A 14,482-nucleotide genomic window follows, 5' to 3' on the forward strand; every position below is an offset into this window, starting at 1 on the left:
CGAAAAAGCCTGTTGTGACGCGGTTTTTCGCCATTGAATGACGCAAAACAGGTGCGTAAGATTCTTTGTTTCAATTTACAATTAAGAAACAGTTATGCAAGCCTCCATCACAGAACCACTCGACAAAAAACACGACGATGCGCCAGTCAATTCACGCGGCAAAGTGGTCGTAGCGTCTCTTGTCGGCACCGCGATTGAATTCTTCGATTTCTATATTTACGCCACTGCGGCGGTGATTGTTTTCCCGCATATCTTCTTCCCACAGGGTGATGCCACAGTCGCGACGCTACAGTCGCTGGCGACGTTTGCCATCGCCTTCGTCGCGCGTCCAATTGGTTCAGCGGTGTTTGGTCACTTTGGTGACCGCGTGGGCCGTAAAGCCACCCTGGTGGCTTCCCTGTTGACTATGGGGGTATCGACCGTACTGATCGGCCTGCTGCCTGGTTATCAAACCATTGGTGTGGCTGCACCGCTGCTGCTGGCGCTGGCACGTTTTGGTCAGGGTCTGGGCCTCGGTGGCGAATGGGGCGGTGCCGCGTTGCTGGCAACCGAAAATGCCCCGGCGAAAAAGCGTGCGCTGTACGGATCGTTCCCGCAGCTTGGCGCACCGATTGGCTTCTTCTTCGCTAACGGTACCTTCCTGCTGCTCTCCTGGCTGCTGACTGACGAGCAGTTTATGCAATGGGGCTGGCGTGTACCTTTTATCCTCTCCGCCGTACTGGTGATTATCGGTTTGTATGTTCGCGTATCGCTGCATGAAAGCCCGGTATTCGCAAAAGTGCAGAAAGAGAAGAAGCAGGTACGCGTACCGATTGGTACCCTGCTGAGCAAACATCTTGTGGCGACCATTCTCGGCACCTTTATCATGCTCGCCACCTATACGCTGTTCTACATCATGACCGTCTATTCCATGAGCTACGGCACGGCGCCAGCGCCGGTCGGCCTGGGTTATTCACGTAACAGCTTCCTGTGGATGCTGATGGTGGCGGTGATTGGTTTTGGTGTGATGGTGCCGATTGCTGGCCTGCTGGCTGACCGTTTCGGTCGCCGTAAAACCATGATCACCATTACCCTGATGATTATCGCGTTCGCCTTTATGTTCCCGGCGCTGCTTGGTTCGGGTTCGCAGGTGCTGGTGATGGGCTTCCTGCTGCTCGGCCTGAGCATTATGGGCCTGACGTTTGGCCCGATGGGTGCGTTGCTGCCAGAGCTGTTCCCGACTGAAGTGCGTTATACCGGTGCTTCGTTCTCCTATAACCTGTCGTCGATTCTCGGGGCATCCGTTGCACCTTATATCGCGACCTGGCTGAACGCGAACTACGGTTTGCAGGCGGTGGGTTTCTATCTGGCTTCGATGGCGGCATTGACCTTGATCGCGTTGATTGCCTGCAAAGAGACACGTAATCAGACGCTGTATGAAGCGGTGTAATGCGTTGAAGTGTTAAATGCGAAACCCGGCTCAGGCCGGGTTTTTTATTGGGGGTTAGGTGCGTGCTGTTACCCTCACCCCGGCCCTCTCCCATGAGGGAGAGGGAGATGTGCCATATGCTCGATCAGTTCCCTCTCCCATGACGGGGAGGGAGGTGTGCCATATGCTCGATCAGTTCCCTCTCCCGCTTGCGGGAGAGGGTTAGGGTGAGGGTAACAGCGCGCACCTTAACCCAAAAAAAACCCCGGCAAGCCGGGGTTTTTCGTTGCTGAAAACTGTGTCGCGAACGGATTAACCCGCTACGGCGATACGTTTCATGTCGGTCATGTAGCCACGCAGTTTGCGGCCAACCGCTTCGATCGGGTGCTGACGAATCGCTTCGTTCACGTCACGCAGCTGCGCGTTGTCTACCTGAGTGCCTTCCACTGCTTTGCCCAGGTCGCCCGGTTGCAGGGTAGTCATGAACTCTTTCAGCAGCGGTACAGCCGCGAAGGAGAACAGGTAGTTACCGTATTCTGCGGTATCAGAGATAACCACGTTCATTTCATACAGGCGCTTACGTGCGATGGTGTTAGCGATCAGCGGCAGCTCGTGCAGTGATTCATAGTAAGCAGACTCTTCAATGATGCCCGCGTCGATCATGGTTTCGAATGCCAGCTCAACGCCCGCTTTCACCATTGCAACCATCAGAACGCCTTTGTCGTAGTATTCCTGCTCTTCGATTTTACCTTCGAACTGCGGTGCGGTTTCGAACGCGGTTTTACCGGTCTCTTCACGCCAGGTCAGCAGGTTTTTGTCGTCGTTGGCCCAGTCAGCCATCATGCCGGAGGAAAATTCACCAGAGATGATGTCATCCATGTGCTTCTGGAACAGCGGAGCCATGATGCCTTTCAGCTGCTCAGACAGCGCGTAAGCACGCAGTTTAGCCGGGTTAGACAGACGATCCATCATCAGGGTGATGCCGCCGAACTTCAGGGATTCGGTGATGGTTTCCCAGCCGAACTGAATCAGTTTTTCAACGTAAGCCGCATCGTGGCCTTCTGCCACCAGCTTGTCGAAGCACAGCAGAGAACCGGCCTGCAACATACCGCACAGGATGGTCTGCTCACCCATCAGGTCAGATTTCACTTCCGCAACGAAAGAGGATTCCAGCACGCCCGCACGGTCACCACCGGTCGCAGAGGCCCAGGCTTTAGCAATCGCCAGGCCTTCGCCTTTCGGATCGTTTTCCGGGTGAACTGCGATCAGGGTCGGCACACCGAAGCCACGCTTGTACTCTTCGCGCACTTCAGTACCCGGGCACTTCGGCGCCACCATGACCACGGTGATGTCTTTACGGATGGTTTCGCCCACTTCAACGATGTTGAAACCGTGTGAGTAGCCCAGCGCTGCGCCGTCTTTCATCAGCGGCTGTACCGCCTGAACTACAGCAGAGTGCTGCTTGTCTGGCGTCAGGTTAACCACCAGGTCAGCCTGCGGGATCAGCTCTTCGTAAGTACCCACTTTGAAGCCGTTATCGGTCGCTTTGCGGAAAGAAGCTCGCTTCTCAGCGATCGCTTCGGCACGCAGGGCGTAAGCAATATCCAGACCGGAATCACGCATGTTCAGACCCTGGTTCAGGCCCTGAGCACCACAGCCAACGATGACGACTTTTTTCCCTTTCAGGAAGCTGGCGCCATCCGCGAATTCATCGCGCGCCATGAAACGACATTTGCCTAACTGCGCTAACTGGTTGCGCAGGTTCAAAGTGTTGAAGTAGTTAGCCATGGGTACTCCGGTTTGATGTTGTGTTTGCTTTGTTCAGTAACGACGCTGTTATCAGTGTCGCGAATGACCCCATCATATGACAGGAAATCTGTTGCTTAAATTGATATATTTACAAGGTCACATTGCAGGATTTGCAATATTACTTTGAGGTTACCCGCGCATGGATTTACGAGACCTGAAACTCTTCCTCCATCTGGCCGAGAGCTGCCACTTTGGCCGCACAGCACGCGCCATGCATGTCAGCCCATCCACCCTGTCGCGCCAAATCCAGCGCCTTGAGGAGGATGTCGGCCACGCGCTGTTTCTGCGTGATAACCGGACCGTGACACTCACCGAGGCCGGTGAAAGGTTGCGTCAGTTTGCCCAGCAAACCCTGCTGCAATACCAACAACTGCGTCATGTGATGGACCTGAACGGCCCCTCGCTCAGTGGCGAGTTACGTCTGTTTTGTTCGGTCACGGCAGCCTATAGCCATTTGCCACCGATTCTCGACCGCTTTCGCGCCGAACATCCGCAGGTGGAGATCAAGCTCACCACCGGCGATGCCGCCGATGCGATTGAGATGGTGCAGTCTGGTGAGGCCGACCTGGCGATTGCCGGTCGCCCTGAATCGCTGCCCGCCAGCATAGATTTTACGCCACTTGGGCTGATTCCGCTGGTCCTGATCGCCCCGGCGTTGCCCTGCCCGGTGCGGAATCAGGCGACCCAGGACGAGCCTGACTGGTCGCTGATTCCGTTTATCCTGCCGGAACAAGGGCCTGCACGCCGGGGGATCGACCTGTGGTTTCGCCGCCGCCGCATTCCCAATCCGCTGATTTATGCCACGGTGTCGGGTCATGAGGCGATTGTGTCGATGGTGGCGCTGGGATGTGGCATTGCGCTGCTGCCGGACGTGGTACTGGAAAACAGCCCGGAACCGGTACGTAATCGCGTGCTGGTACTGGAGAACGTCGAGTCGGTCGCGCCGCTTGAGCTGGGCGTTTGCGTACAAAAAAAGCGGCTCGGAGAGCCGCTTATCAATGCCTTCTGGAACCTGCTGTAGTTACTGACCGGCGAGGAAGAAGCGGAACGCCGGGTTATTGGCTTCGTCGTGGAAGTCATAACCCAGCGCCGTGAGATGCTCCTCAAAGCGCGGCTCATCATCACCCAGTTCAAACGCCGCCAGCACACGACCGTAATCGGTGCCGTGGCTGCGATAGTGGAACAACGAGATATTCCAGTGCGTACCGAGCGTTTGCAGGAACTTCAGCAACGCACCGGGTGCTTCCGGGAACTCGAAGCTGAACAGGCGCTCACGCAACGGTTTGGATGGACGACCACCGACCATGTAACGGACGTGCAGCTTGGCCATCTCATCGTCGGAGAGGTCCACCACGTTATAACCACCCTGCGTGAGCTGGCTGATGATTTCGCTACGTTCCTCCAGCCCGCGCGTTAAGCGCACACCAACGAAGATGCAGGCGTTATCGGCATCGGCGTAACGATAGTTGAACTCAGTGACGGAACGACCGCCCAGCGTCTGGCAGAACTTCAGGAAGCTGCCTTGTTGCTCAGGGATGGTGACCGCCAGCAACGCTTCACGCTGCTCGCCCAGTTCGCAGCGCTCGGAGACGTAGCGCAGACCGTGGAAGTTGACGTTGGCCCCCGACAGCACATGCGCCAGACGTTCGCCCTTGATGTTGTGCTGCTGGATGTATTTTTTCATCCCGGCCAGCGCCAGCGCCCCGGAAGGCTCCGCCACCGCACGCACATCCTCGAACAGATCTTTCATCGCGGCGCAGATAGCATCGCTGTCCACGGTGATGATGTCGTCCAGATACTCCTGGCACAGGCGGAAGGTTTCGTCGCCGATACGCTTCACCGCCACACCTTCAGCAAACAAACCGACACGCGCCAGATCAACCGGATGACCGGCATCCAGCGCCGCTTTCAGGCAGGCTGAATCTTCTGACTCAACGGCAATCACCTTAATCTGCGGCATCAGTTGCTTGATCAGCACCGCCACACCCGCCGCCAGACCACCGCCACCGACCGGTACGAAAACGCGATCGAGATGCGCATCCTGCTGCAACAGTTCCATCGCCAGCGTGCCCTGTCCGGCGATCACCGCCGGATGATCAAACGGGTGAACGAAGGTGTAACCTTGCTGCTCCGCCAGCTCAATCGCCTTGGCTTTTGCCTCGTCGAAGTTGGCACCAAACAGGTAAGCCTCACCGCCAAATGCGCGCACCGCATCAACCTTGATATCTGCCGTGGCCAGCGGCATCACAATCAGTGATTTGATGCCTAAGGTACTGGCTGAGAGGGCTACGCCCTGCGCGTGGTTGCCAGCGGATGCCGTCACCACGCCGCGCGCTTTCTGCTCCTCAGTCAGCCCGGCAATCATCGCGTAAGCTCCGCGCAGCTTGAAGCTGTGCACCGGCTGACGATCTTCACGCTTCACCAGAATGGTGTTGCCAAGACGCGATGAAATTTTTTCCATTTTCTGTAACGGCGTGACCTGTGCAATTTCGTACACCGGTGAACGCAATACCGCGCGCAAATACTCCGCGCCGCAAGGCGCCGCGGGTAGCGGTTGAGACTCAGCCATCTGTTAGCCTCCCAGCTTAGACTTATCGCGCACCGCGCCTTTGTCAGCGCTGGTCGCGAGTGATGCATAAGCACGCAGGGCGAAGGAGACCTGACGCTCACGGCCATGCGGCGTATACGCTGCATCACCACGGGCTTCTTCCTCTTCACGACGTGCGTGCAGTTCGTTTTCCGGCACCGCCAGCTTGATGCCACGGTTCGGGATGTCGATTTCGATGATGTCGCCGTCTTTCACCAGCGCGATGGTGCCGCCGTTGGCCGCTTCCGGTGAAGCGTGGCCGATAGACAGACCGGAGGTACCGCCTGAGAAACGACCATCGGTGATCAGCGCACAGCTTTTGCCGAGGCCCATCGATTTCAGGTAGGTGGTCGGATAGAGCATTTCCTGCATGCCCGGTCCACCTTTCGGCCCTTCGTAGCGAATCACCACGACATCGCCCGCGACCACTTTACCGCCGAGAATCGCTTCAACCGCATCGTCCTGGCTTTCGTAAACTTTGGCCGGGCCTTTGAAGGTGAGGATCTCTTTGTCCACACCAGCGGTTTTCACGATACAGCCATCTTCCGCCAGGTTGCCGTACAGCACCGCCAGACCACCGTCTTGCGAGAAAGCGAATTCACGGGTGCGGATACAACCTTCCTGACGGTCGTCATCCAGCGTGTCCCAACGGCAATCCTGCGAGAACGCCTGAGTGGTGCGAATACCGGCCGGACCGGCGCGGAACATCTTTTTCACCGCTTCGTCTTTGGTCAGCATGATGTCGTACTGATCCAGGGTTTCACGCAGGTTCAGACCCAGCACGTTGCGCACGTCAGTGTGCAACAGGCCAGCGCGATCCAGTTCACCGAGGATGCCGATGACGCCACCCGCGCGGTGCACATCTTCCATATGATATTTCTGGGTGCTCGGGGCCACCTTACACAGATGCGGCACTTTGCGTGACAGACGGTCGATATCAGAAATGTTGAAGTCGATTTCGCCTTCCTGCGCGGCGGCCAGCAGGTGCAGTACGGTGTTGGTGGAGCCGCCCATCGCGATATCCAGCGTCATGGCGTTCTCAAACGCGGCTTTGCTCGCGATATTACGCGGCAGTACGCGGGCATCATCCTGCTCGTAATATTGTTTGGTCAGGTTAACGATGCGCTTACCGGCATTGATAAACAGGTCCTTACGATCAGCATGGGTCGCCAACAGCGAACCGTTACCTGGCTGTGACAGACCCAGCGCTTCGGTCAGGCAGTTCATCGAGTTGGCGGTGAACATACCAGAACAGGAACCACAGGTCGGGCAGGCGGAACGTTCAATCTGCTCGCTATCGGCATCGCTGACGTTCGGGTTCGCACCCTGAATCATCGCATCCACCAGATCCAGCTTGATGATTTTGTCAGACAGCTTGGTTTTACCCGCTTCCATCGGGCCACCGGAAACGAAGATCACCGGAATGTTGAGGCGCAGCGAGGCCATCAGCATTCCCGGGGTGATCTTGTCGCAGTTGGAGATGCAGACCATCGCATCGGCACAGTGGGCGTTGACCATGTACTCGACGGAGTCAGCGATCAACTCGCGCGAAGGCAGTGAATACAGCATGCCGCCATGACCCATGGCGATACCGTCATCCACCGCAATGGTGTTGAACTCTTTAGCCACACCGCCAGCCGCTTCGATTTGTTCAGCGACCAGTTTGCCGAGATCGCGCAGGTGGACGTGGCCAGGCACGAATTGGGTGAATGAGTTGACCACGGCGATAATCGGCTTACCGAAATCGGCGTCGGTCATTCCTGTCGCGCGCCACAAGGCACGGGCACCCGCCATGTTACGGCCATGGGTGGTGGTGGCGGAACGGTACTTAGGCATGCTCTATTTACTCCAGTAAGGATAATGTCGCGGACGCTACTGCGTCCGCGAAAAAACGTGTTATGGGTTAACCTGGTCCAGCCAGCCCCATTTGTCTTCAGTTTCGCCAGTGAACAGGCCAAAGAATGCCTGCTGAATGCGTTTGGTCACCGGACCACATTTGCCTGCGCCCACCTGAATTCCGTCAACGCTGCGAACCGGAGTGATTTCCGCCGCAGTACCAGACATGAACACTTCGTCAGCCAGGTACAGTGATTCGCGTGACAGCACCTGCTCGCGAACTTCGATACCCATGTCTTTTGCCAGTTTGATGATGGCGTCACGGGTGATGCCCGGCAGCGCAGAAGAAGTGAACGGCGGCGTGAACAGAATGCCATCTTTCACTTCGAACAAGTTTTCACCAGCACCTTCTGAAATATAGCCGTTGGTGTCGAGAGCGATACCTTCCTGATAGCCGTGGCGACGAGCTTCGCTGCCCACCAACAGAGAAGAAAGGTAGTTACCACCGGCTTTCGCTGCGGTCGGCAGGGTGTTCGGGGCTACGCGGTTCCATGAAGAAACCATCGCGTCAATGCCCTGCTCAAGCGCTTCAGCACCCAGGTAAGCACCCCAAGGGAACGCAGCGATGATCACATCGGTGGTGTAGCCATCTGGCGGGTTCACACCCAGGCCCACGTCGCCTACGAAGGCCAGAGGACGGATGTAAGCGCTTTTCAGTTTGTTGACGCGCAGCACTTCACGGCAGGCTTCCATCAGCTCATCTACGCTGGCTTTGATCGGGAAGCGGTAGATTTTGGCGGAGTCGTGCAGACGCTGCATGTGTTCACGATGACGGAACACCACCGGGCCTTTGTGTGAGTCGTAGCAACGCACGCCTTCAAACACCGAAGTACCGTAATGCAACGCGTGAGACATAACGCTGACCTTGGCGTCTTCCCACTTAACCATCTCCCCATTGAACCAAATAAAGTCTGCTTTCTTCGTACTCATTGTTATTTCCTTTCGCGACTAGGCACGGATTTGTTGTGTTGTCTGTTGTTGGATCTGGACGCAAGCGACATCCATCAGTTTGCTTAACTGCGAAGACAGTAAATCGACAGAGCGCTGGCTGGCAACGGTCATTTCGATATTAATATTTTCGGCATTCGCGGCTGATGCCATGTTCATGGTGCACACCTGGAAACCACGGTGGCGCACGACGCGCAAAATGCGCTCCAATATTTCAGGGCGGAAGCGCGCTTCGATAGACAATTGATGCTGGTTCATACGGTTTTCTCCATCATGTTTGCGTTGCTGGCACCAGGCGGTACCAAAGGCCAGACGTTTTCATGCTCATCAATCGCAACATGCAGGAAGTATGGACCTTCACTGTTCAGCAGAGCATCAAGGGCGGCGTCGACCTGATCTTTACGGCTAATGCGCTGGCCGGGGATATCAAAAGCGCTGGCCAGCGTGAGGAAATCGGGGTTATCAGTCAGGATGGTTTCGCTGTAGCGTCCATCAAAGAACAGCTGCTGCCACTGGCGTACCATGCCGAGGCGCTGGTTATCCAGCAGCAGGATTTTAACCGGCAGTTTGCCGCGTTTGATGGTACCCAGCTCCTGAATGTTCATCATGATTGAGCCGTCACCGGATACGCAGATGACGGTATCGTTCGGACGGGCCACCTGGGCACCTACCGCAGCCGGCAGGCCAAAGCCCATGGTGCCAAGGCCGCTGGAGGTAATAAAGTTTTCCGGCGCGCTGAATGACATATGCTGCGCTGCCCACATTTGATGCTGACCCACGTCAGTGGTCACCACTGCGCTGTCGGCTTTACGATCGGACAACTGCTTCAGCAGCAGTGGGGCATAGATTGCTTCGCCTGGATGGTCGTAACGCCAGTTGAATTCGGCCTTCAGCGCTTTAACTTCGGTGCGCCATGCATCGATTTGCAGCGGCATGCTCAGCGCGGGCAGCACCTGATTCAAATCACCCTGCAACGAGACGTGCGCACGGCGCAGCTTGTTCAGTTCGGCGGGGTCGATATCAATATGGATAACGCTGGCGTGTGGCGCGAAGGTGTCGAGCTTACCGGTAACGCGGTCGTCAAAACGCGCACCAACCGCGATCAGCAAATCGCACTCCTGGACCGCCAGGTTAGCCGCTTTGGTGCCGTGCATCCCCAGCATGCCGAGGTAAAGATCGCTGTTGGCATCCGCGCTACCCAAACCTTTCAGCGTGGCGACCATCGGGATGCCGGTTTCGATCGCCATCGCACGTAACGCAGGGACTGCCTGCGCCATACCCACGCCACCACCGATATACAGCATCGGTTTTTTTGCCTGCGCCATCAGGGCGCGCGCTTCCGCGATATGCTGCGGTGAATGGCTCAACGCCTCTTCAACCGGCAGCAGGTGCGGCGTGAGATCGCCATGAGCGATTTGGATGTCTTTCGGGATATCAACCAATACCGGGCCTGGACGGCCAGACTGGGCGATGGCGAAGGCTTCAGCCATGACTGAAGGTAAATCATCAAGGGATTCAACGAGGAAGCTATGCTTGGTGCAGGCCAGTGACAAGCCGAGAACGTCAATTTCCTGGAACGCATCGGTGCCGATAAACGGAGAAGCAACCTGGCCGGTAATGGCAACCACCGGGATGGAGTCCATCATTGCATCGGCTAAGCCGGTGATCAGGTTAGTTGCGCCAGGGCCAGAGGTGGCAATACAGACGCCGGTCTTGCCAGTAGAGCGAGCATAACCAATCGCCGCCATCACTGCACCTTGCTCATGCCGACACAGTAGGTGTTCCACGCCGCCATCGTAGAGCGCATCGTACACTGGCATGATGGCACCGCCAGGATAACCAAACACTGTATCAACACCCTGCGCGCGTAAAGCCTGAACTACCCACTGTGCACCTGTCATGGTTATTCTCCTGTATCCCTGCGGGAACAACAGAATTTTATGCTACTGTTCATTATCTGTTCCTCGATGATTCGCTGATATTTTACCTGGTCGAAAAAAAACCCCCGGACCTTGCGGTGCGGGGGTTTTTCGAATTCCAGGCTTGATTTTTAAGCCTTTCTTTCTCCAAGCGTAGCCCCGCACGGTGGGATAATAATCACCACCACGCTAATCACGACTAGGCTAATCACTTGTAGAAGGGCTTTCATGTGTTGTTCGTTTTTTCGATTGTTCGAAGTAATACCTACAGAGTTACCATAGTTATCCGGGCATTGACAATAATTTTCATCAGAAATTTTTATGACGCAACGGCACGAAAGTGGTTATCACCTTGTAAGTAAACGGTTATTTGTATTTGTGATAAATATTCATTACGACCGCGTCGTAACATTCGATTTCGTTCTGAGAACCCGCATCCAAAATACGTGAACAGGCAGAAATTCGCAGTGAAATGATGGAACCCTGCGCGTAATTCTGATCATCCCGATTAGGCCTTCCTTATAAAGCCCTGCAAGATAGAACCAACAAGGAGTGGTTATGTCTTTATCAAGGGTTTTGACACGCGCGGCGCTGGGTGTGCAGGCACCGCTGGTAACGGTGGAAGTGCATATTAGCAACGGCCTGCCTGCCTTAACGCTGGTGGGTTTACCAGAAACCACGGTGAAAGAAGCGCGTGAGCGGGTGCGCAGCGCGATCATCAACAGCGGATTTACCTTTCCGGCAAAGCGCGTCACCATCAATCTCGCCCCTGCCGATCTCCCTAAAGAAGGTGGGCGCTACGACCTGCCGATCGCCATTGCGATTCTCGCCGCCTCAGAGCAGCTTCCTGACGCGAAACTCGCACAATATGAATTCCTGGGTGAATTAGCACTGAACGGGGCGCTGTGTGGCGTTCAGGCTGCCATTCCTGCGGCTATGGCAGCCCTCCAGGCGGGTAGACAAATGGTACTCTCTGAACAGAATCAACAGGATGTAGGTTTAATTCAGCAAGGCACAACCCTGATTGGTAAACATCTGCTGGAGATTTGCGCCTTTCTGCATAATCAGACGGAGTTACCCATTGCTCGTTATCAGCCTGACCGCATCGACAACGACAGCCAGGATCTGAGCGATATTATTGGGCAGGAACAAGGACGACGGGCATTGGAGATTACCGCCGCAGGCGGTCACAATTTGCTGCTGCTGGGTCCGCCGGGAACCGGGAAAACCATGCTGGCCACACGCTTGCCCGGCATTATGCCCCCGTTGAATGACCAGGAGGCACTGGAGTGTGCGGCTATCGCCAGCCTGGTCAGTAGCGGCAACCTTCAACAACAATGGCGTAAACGCCCCTTCCGCGCACCACATCATAGCGCTTCGCTGTATGCATTGATTGGCGGCGGTTCCTTACCGCGTCCGGGTGAAATTTCGCTGGCGCACAATGGTGTCCTTTTTCTGGATGAATTACCTGAGTTCGAACGCCGGGTACTGGATGCGCTACGCGAGCCGATTGAGTCCGGTGAGATTGCCATCTCTCGCACCCGAGCCAAAGTTACCTATCCAGCGCGTTTTCAGTTAATTGGCGCAATGAACCCCAGCCCAACTGGTCATTATCAGGGAAACCATAACCGATGTACTCCACAGCAGGTATTGCGCTATCTGAGCCGTCTTTCCGGCCCTTTTCTTGACCGTTTTGATCTCTCCCTCGAAGTGCCGCTGTTACCCAGCGGTACACTCAGCCAGAAACAGCAGCGCAGTGAGAGTAGCGCAGAGGTGCTACAACGTGTGGTTGCGGCACGGCAACGTCAAATCAACCGCAGTGGGAAAGTGAACGCACATCTTTCGAATGCAGAAATACAGCGCTGGTGTGAGCTGGTTGACGAAGATGCAAAGTGGCTTGAAGAGGTGCTGAATTCACTTGGCCTGTCAGTACGTGCCTGGCAACGCATTCTGAAGGTGGCGAGAACGATAGCCGATTTGGCAGGAGAGGCGCGAATTACCCGGCATCATATTCAGGAAGCGGTAGGGTATCGCAGTATTGATCGCTTGATGATTTTTCTACACAAAAGTCTGGAGTAAAAAAACGGGGCCAATGCCCCGTTTCTTAGTCTTCGCTGTCGCTGTAATCTTCGACGCTGTCCATCTGCGGCTTACCGCCGGAAAGCGTGTGAAAACGCTTAGGACGCTTGATACGTGCGGTATATTTCGACCATACACGCTCCGCTTCCGTTTGCGGCTCACGAATACCACGACATACTTCAATAAATAAACGTTCTTCTTCCGTCACTGGCTCACGCTTTGCCAGGTCCAGTTCATTAAAGGCAAAACCGTGGCGCTCAAGAAGCGTAGCTTCTTTAATGGTGAAATCACCATGACGCGAAAAACCACGAGGGTAATGCTTGTTATCAAAGAAACGATTCGTTGTTGCGAAGCTATCCGCCATTTTACACGCTCCTGATTCTCATATGGCCGTGCTATTTATGGCGCGGAGTATTAGATAGGCTTGACAGAGTGTAAAACAAAACATTTAAATCAATACGACAAACATTTTTTGGGAGAATGCTGTGGATACGGAATTACTGAAAACTTTCCTCGAAGTGAGCAGAACTCGCCATTTCGGGCGTGCTGCTGAAGCGCTTTACCTCACGCAATCTGCCGTTAGTTTTCGCATTCGCCAACTGGAAAACCAGCTGGGCGTTAACCTTTTTACGCGCCATCGTAATAACATTCGGCTGACTTCTGCGGGCGAGCGCTTATTACCTTACGCAGAAAGCCTGATGAGTACCTGGCTGATGGCAAAAAAGGAAGTCTCCCATACACAGCAGCATCATGAGCTTTCTATTGGGGCCAGCGCATCGCTGTGGGAGGCTTATCTAACCCCCTGGTTACAATCGCTTTATGAGAACAGAGAAAGCCTTCATCTTGAAGCGCGTATTGCGCAACGGCATTTGCTGGTGAAGCAGTTACATGAGCGGCAGCTTGATCTTTTGATCACCACCGAAGCGCCAAAGATGGATGAATTGACCAGCCAGCAAATTGGCCACATTTCACTCGCATTATTTCGTGCGCGTAAAACTGAGAAGCGTGAAAAATATGATTACATCAAACTGGAATGGGGAGCAGATTTTCACCAACATGAAAACTATCTGTCCAGTGATGACGTTCCGGTATTAACGACAACATCGGCGCATGTTACCCGAGAATTGCTGCATACGACTGGTGCTTGCGCGTTTTTACCTGATTTTTGGCATAGCATTTACAGCGATCTGATGGTTATTCCTGATACGCCTGTCGCTGTCAGACCACTATATGCGGTCTGGCTACAAAATAGTGATCAGCAGGCGCATATTCGCCAGTTGCTCAAATATCCGGTATTAACACATTGATGTAATAAAATCAGAAGGGTTTGAGTGGATATTGGTGAAGCTCAATTCCCTCCATCACTAAACGATCTGAGCATTTTGTGCTGGAGAAAAGTATCCAGGAGAGGATAGTGAAAATATGCAGGTTATTTTAGGCAAAAAAAATCCTTTGCCTAAGCAAAGGATTGTTTTCTGGCAGGGGCGGAGGGACTCGAACCCCCAACACCCGGTTTTGGAGACCGGTGCTCTACCAATTGAACTACGCCCCTAAATGAGGGTGGCGGTGCGGACGGGACTCGAACCCGCGACCCCCGGCGTGACAGGCCGGTATTCTAACCGACTGAACTACCGCACCACCGAATACTGCATTACCAGCGGGGTCTCGCTGATAACCGGTGTTACCTTTTCAGGTAAATACCTTAAATTGATGCCTGGCAGTTCCCTACTCTCGCATGGGGAGACCCCACACTACCATCGGCGCTACGGCGTTTCACTTCTGAGTTCGGCATGGGGTCAGGTGGGACCACCGCGCTACAGCCGCCAGGCAAATTCT

At 54.9% G+C, this 14,482-nt stretch carries 12 protein-coding genes, 2 tRNA genes and 1 rRNA gene; 4 read left to right on the forward strand and 11 right to left on the reverse strand.

All coding sequences use genetic code 11. From position 1 onward, the window contains the following. Positions 1-94 precede the first annotated feature (94 nt). On the forward strand, positions 95-1,429 hold the full coding sequence (locus L579_RS14565) for an MFS transporter (RefSeq protein ID WP_021184979.1): 1,335 nt from the start codon (positions 95-97) through the stop codon (positions 1,427-1,429). Positions 1,430-1,720: 291 nt separating this feature from the next. Here the strand turns inward: L579_RS14565 and ilvC are convergent, their stop codons facing one another. Next, positions 1,721-3,196: a ketol-acid reductoisomerase gene (gene ilvC / locus L579_RS14570; protein ID WP_021184980.1), complete on the reverse strand. Its 1,476-nt coding sequence runs from the start codon at positions 3,194-3,196 to the stop codon at positions 1,721-1,723. A 160-nt stretch (positions 3,197-3,356) separates the two neighbouring features. Between ilvC and ilvY the strand changes: the two genes are divergently transcribed. Continuing rightward, positions 3,357-4,238 (forward strand): HTH-type transcriptional activator IlvY, encoded by an 882-nt coding sequence (gene ilvY, locus L579_RS14575; RefSeq protein ID WP_013510959.1) that lies wholly within the window; start codon positions 3,357-3,359, stop codon positions 4,236-4,238. On the opposite strand, the gene ilvA is transcribed toward ilvY, so the two are convergent. The 6 genes from ilvA to ilvL all read right to left on the reverse strand — a co-directional run bounded on the left by ilvA (position 4,239) and on the right by ilvL (position 10,797). Then, entirely contained in the window at positions 4,239-5,786 is a 1,548-nt protein-coding gene (gene ilvA / locus L579_RS14580; RefSeq protein WP_021184981.1) for a threonine ammonia-lyase, biosynthetic, read from the reverse strand. It abuts the gene before it with no gap. Between the two features lie 3 nt (positions 5,787-5,789). Next, a complete protein-coding gene (gene ilvD / locus L579_RS14585) occupies positions 5,790-7,640 on the reverse strand; it encodes a dihydroxy-acid dehydratase (RefSeq protein WP_021184982.1) in 1,851 nt (616 codons plus the stop codon). A gap of 60 nt (positions 7,641-7,700) precedes the next feature. Further along, positions 7,701-8,630, reverse strand: a complete 930-nt coding sequence (gene ilvE / locus L579_RS14590; RefSeq protein WP_013510962.1) for a branched-chain-amino-acid transaminase — start codon at positions 8,628-8,630, stop codon at positions 7,701-7,703. Positions 8,631-8,648: 18 nt separating this feature from the next. Continuing rightward, positions 8,649-8,906: an acetolactate synthase 2 small subunit gene (gene ilvM, locus L579_RS14595; RefSeq protein ID WP_013510963.1), complete on the reverse strand. Its 258-nt coding sequence runs from the start codon at positions 8,904-8,906 to the stop codon at positions 8,649-8,651. Then, entirely contained in the window at positions 8,903-10,549 is a 1,647-nt protein-coding gene (ilvG, locus tag L579_RS14600; protein ID WP_021184983.1) for an acetolactate synthase 2 catalytic subunit, read from the reverse strand. Before ilvG ends, ilvM begins: the two co-directional genes overlap by 4 nt. A gap of 149 nt (positions 10,550-10,698) precedes the next feature. After that, positions 10,699-10,797: an ilv operon leader peptide gene (gene ilvL / locus L579_RS23375; protein ID WP_071783595.1), complete on the reverse strand. Its 99-nt coding sequence runs from the start codon at positions 10,795-10,797 to the stop codon at positions 10,699-10,701. Positions 10,798-11,125: 328 nt separating this feature from the next. Here ilvL and L579_RS14605 point away from each other — a divergent pair, with 328 nt between their 5' ends. Continuing rightward, positions 11,126-12,646 (forward strand): YifB family Mg chelatase-like AAA ATPase, encoded by a 1,521-nt coding sequence (locus L579_RS14605; RefSeq protein ID WP_021184984.1) that lies wholly within the window; start codon positions 11,126-11,128, stop codon positions 12,644-12,646. A gap of 25 nt (positions 12,647-12,671) precedes the next feature. Here the strand turns inward: L579_RS14605 and L579_RS14610 are convergent, their stop codons facing one another. Next, positions 12,672-13,010, reverse strand: coding sequence for a DUF413 domain-containing protein (locus L579_RS14610; RefSeq protein WP_013510966.1), 339 nt, complete (start codon positions 13,008-13,010; stop codon positions 12,672-12,674). Positions 13,011-13,131: 121 nt separating this feature from the next. On the opposite strand from L579_RS14610, the gene hdfR reads away from it, so the two are divergent. Continuing rightward, entirely contained in the window at positions 13,132-13,953 is an 822-nt protein-coding gene (hdfR, locus tag L579_RS14615) for an HTH-type transcriptional regulator HdfR (RefSeq protein ID WP_021184985.1), read from the forward strand. A gap of 169 nt (positions 13,954-14,122) precedes the next feature. Here hdfR and L579_RS14620 read toward each other — a convergent pair. The 3 genes from L579_RS14620 to rrf all read right to left on the reverse strand — a co-directional run bounded on the left by L579_RS14620 (position 14,123) and on the right by rrf (position 14,474). Beyond that, positions 14,123-14,198 (reverse strand) — tRNA-Trp (locus L579_RS14620). 9 nt (positions 14,199-14,207) lie between these two features. Further along, a tRNA-Asp gene (locus tag L579_RS14625) sits at positions 14,208-14,284 on the reverse strand. A gap of 74 nt (positions 14,285-14,358) precedes the next feature. Then, positions 14,359-14,474 (reverse strand): 5S ribosomal RNA (rrf, locus tag L579_RS14630). Positions 14,475-14,482: the final 8 nt, after the last annotated feature.

The organism is Pantoea sp. AS-PWVM4, from assembly GCF_000468095.1.
GTDB classification, from domain to species: domain Bacteria; phylum Pseudomonadota; class Gammaproteobacteria; order Enterobacterales; family Enterobacteriaceae; genus Pantoea; species Pantoea phytobeneficialis.

What these genes read in the sequence shown, in the direction of transcription:
- ilvL (WP_071783595.1), bottom strand. Translation starts at nt 10,797, where the DNA reads ATGAAAGCCCTTCTACAAGTGATTAGCCTAGTCGTGATTAGCGTGGTG.
- L579_RS14565 (WP_021184979.1), top strand. Translation starts at nt 95, where the DNA reads ATGCAAGCCTCCATCACAGAACCACTCGACAAAAAACACGACGATGCG.
- ilvA (WP_021184981.1), bottom strand. Translation starts at nt 5,786, where the DNA reads ATGGCTGAGTCTCAACCGCTACCCGCGGCGCCTTGCGGCGCGGAGTAT.
- ilvG (WP_021184983.1), bottom strand. Translation starts at nt 10,549, where the DNA reads ATGACAGGTGCACAGTGGGTAGTTCAGGCTTTACGCGCGCAGGGTGTT.
- ilvM (WP_013510963.1), bottom strand. Translation starts at nt 8,906, where the DNA reads ATGAACCAGCATCAATTGTCTATCGAAGCGCGCTTCCGCCCTGAAATA.
- ilvC (WP_021184980.1), bottom strand. Translation starts at nt 3,196, where the DNA reads ATGGCTAACTACTTCAACACTTTGAACCTGCGCAACCAGTTAGCGCAG.
- ilvY (WP_013510959.1), top strand. Translation starts at nt 3,357, where the DNA reads ATGGATTTACGAGACCTGAAACTCTTCCTCCATCTGGCCGAGAGCTGC.
- ilvD (WP_021184982.1), bottom strand. Translation starts at nt 7,640, where the DNA reads ATGCCTAAGTACCGTTCCGCCACCACCACCCATGGCCGTAACATGGCG.
- L579_RS14610 (WP_013510966.1), bottom strand. Translation starts at nt 13,010, where the DNA reads ATGGCGGATAGCTTCGCAACAACGAATCGTTTCTTTGATAACAAGCAT.
- L579_RS14605 (WP_021184984.1), top strand. Translation starts at nt 11,126, where the DNA reads ATGTCTTTATCAAGGGTTTTGACACGCGCGGCGCTGGGTGTGCAGGCA.
- ilvE (WP_013510962.1), bottom strand. Translation starts at nt 8,630, where the DNA reads ATGAGTACGAAGAAAGCAGACTTTATTTGGTTCAATGGGGAGATGGTT.